This window comes from Tissierella sp. (assembly GCF_052089545.1).
GTDB lineage: Bacteria > Bacillota > Clostridia > Tissierellales > Tissierellaceae > Tissierella_A.
Map to the genome: position 1 here is coordinate 1 of NZ_JBQDAA010000271.1, position 2645 is coordinate 2645.

The following is a 2645-nucleotide window of genomic DNA, read 5'->3' on the forward strand; positions in this document are numbered from 1 at the left end:
GATCTATTATATAAATATGCAGATAGAATCCTTGTAGTTAGTGATGGACAAATAGTTTTAAATGGTAGAGCTACGGAGGTTTTTTCTAACCCTAAACTAGAGGAATATGGGGTTGCAAAACCTAATAGCCTAAAGCTGGGACTAAGATTAAAAGAGAAGTTTAATTTGGAAGCTTTGCCATGTTCAGAAGATGAAATTTTGTCTATATTAAAGTCTAAGGATTTAAGAAACAATAACTTTGATTGTAATCAAGCTTTAGGAGAAGTTAAAAATGCTTTTGTCGAAGTAAATAATATTTCCTATACCTATCCTAAAAATAAAAAAGATTCTATTAAAAATATAAGCCTATCCTTTGATAAGGGCAAAGCTTATGGAATTATTGGACAAAATGGGGCTGGGAAAACTACCTTGGTCAAGGCAATTTGTGGATTATTAAAGCCTGGTAAGGGTTATATTAAATTAAATAATAATAATATTGCAAAACTTCCAGCTTCTAAGAGGTCTGAATATGTTGGATATGTTTTTCAAAACCCAGATGATCAGATTTTTCTTTCAACTGTTAGGAGTGAAATACTTTACACGAATAAAAAAGAAGAAGTGGATGAAGAATTGTTCTTAGATATTATCAAACTATGTGGTTTAGAAAATGAACTAGATAATCACCCTTATAATTTATCCTGGTCAACTAGGAAGTTTGTAGCTATCGCCACCTTACTATATTTAGACCCTCAGGTGGTTATCTTTGATGAACCTACTGCTGGACAAGACATATTTGGAAATAGGAGACTTAAGTCAATTATTGAAAAATTAAAGGAAAGAGGAAAAATCATTATTATTATAACTCATGATATGGAATTTATTACAGATGGTATAGATGAAATTATAGTTATGAATAGGGGAGAAATTTTAAAACAAGGTAGGCCTGAGGTAATATTAACTTCCCCTGATCTTCTAGAAAAAGCCTCTTTAAAACAACCCTATGTTCCTTCTGTTTTAAATAAGCTAGGTGGGAAAGGCAGAGGTATTATAAGAATAGAGGAACTTATCGATAGTTTAAAATAAAGACCTACTATCAACATGCTAAAGAAGGTGCTGCCATTGCAGCTTGTAGAAAAATCTGCAGCTGATTTTTACAATCTATTTGGATAAGTAAAAAATCTTTAAATTTAATAGTTGCATAACTATGTTATAACTATGTGAAAGATATCCCCTCTTTTATAAGTCTAAAGCCTATAAAAGAAATGATTCATCAACTATACAAGTTGAGTCATATGAGCTAAAAAGACTTATATTGGAAGGACAAAATAAAACTTTTTAAAATCTACTAGCAAAAAATCAAGACTTAAGCTTTAAGTATCTTGAAAGTAGCCTAAAGTCAAATTAGCCTAGAGTTATATAAAGTAGATGAGGGATACAACCAAGCTGGAGAGATATTAGCAGACGAAAATATTTTTTATGAGTTGATGTGGCAAGATTCGGAGATATTATTAATATAATATTAGATAGATAAACTTTTGTTGACATATCCATATTAGACCAATACGAAAAAGTCATGACTATGTATCGTAAGTATTACCAATATGAAGAAATTAAAGGAGACTTACGTGTAAAAGTAGAAAAAGTCCCAGAAGAAGTCTTTAGGGAGGCAATCGCCAACGCATTGATTCATAGGGTTTGGGATATAGATACTCATATTCGTGTAGCTATGTACGAAAATCTAATTGAAATAATATCTCCGGGCGGGCTACCAAAGGACATGACCAAGGAAGAATACCTTGATGTGCAAATATCTATCTTGAGAAATCCAATAATAGGAAATATATTCTTTAGGCTTCACAATATTGAGAGATTCGGAACTGGTGTCAAAGGAATTAACAACTCATATTCTCAAAGTGAGGTAAAACCTAGATTTGAAGTATATGAGAATTCGATAAAGGTGGTAACTCCAGTAATGAAAAAAGAACTAACCTTAAGTGATGATGAAAAACTTATATATCAATTTTTTTCAAGTAACAGGAAACTTTCAAGCTCCGAGGTGGTTGAATATGCTGGATTTGGAAAGACAAAAGTTGTTAAACTATTAAAGTCTTTAGTAGACCAAAGCTTCATAAAAGTCGAAGGAAGAGTTTGTGGTACTAAATATACTTTGTAACAATCTAAATTACAATATGTTCTAAGAATCTTTTTTTTATAAACCTAGATTGAAAGCAATAATATTGATATAGCATATACTTGTTTTGCAACTGGGGAACGTGTCATAATAGTGATGGGTGCAGTTTGTGCTATAAAATCAAGGGTTTCAGGAACTTTAAACAAATATATTTCGTGCATTGCTTAGAGTAATTAGAATCTAATTGTTGTAAGCAGTGTATGAGAAGTAAGGATTTTGGTATTTTAATAATTTACAATTATTTAGTATAATTATATTTAATATGGTAACTAGTTACGCATATGTGGATTTATGCGACAAAGGTTAAATAAATTGACAATGAAGTTTTAATTTGGAAGGAGCGATTAAAATGGATAATAAAATTACAGTAAAAAGTAATTTGTATGATATTCCTGTTATATTTAGTTATCCCAAGGTAGGTAAAAAATTTCCTACAGTTATTTTGTGTCATGGAACGGGGTCTAGTAAAAATGAA

At 30.8% G+C, this 2645-nt stretch carries 2 protein-coding genes; both read left to right on the forward strand.

Annotated features, from left to right (window positions below; translation table 11 throughout):
• On the forward strand, nucleotides 1–1062 hold a 1062-nt coding region (locus tag ACTHW2_RS12785), incomplete at its 5' end, for an ATP-binding cassette domain-containing protein (protein ID WP_442264274.1).
• Nucleotides 1063–1552: 490 nt separating this feature from the next.
• A complete protein-coding gene (locus ACTHW2_RS12790; RefSeq protein WP_442264275.1) occupies nucleotides 1553–2152 on the forward strand; it encodes an ATP-binding protein in 600 nt (199 codons plus the stop codon).
• Nucleotides 2153–2645 lie beyond the last annotated feature (493 nt).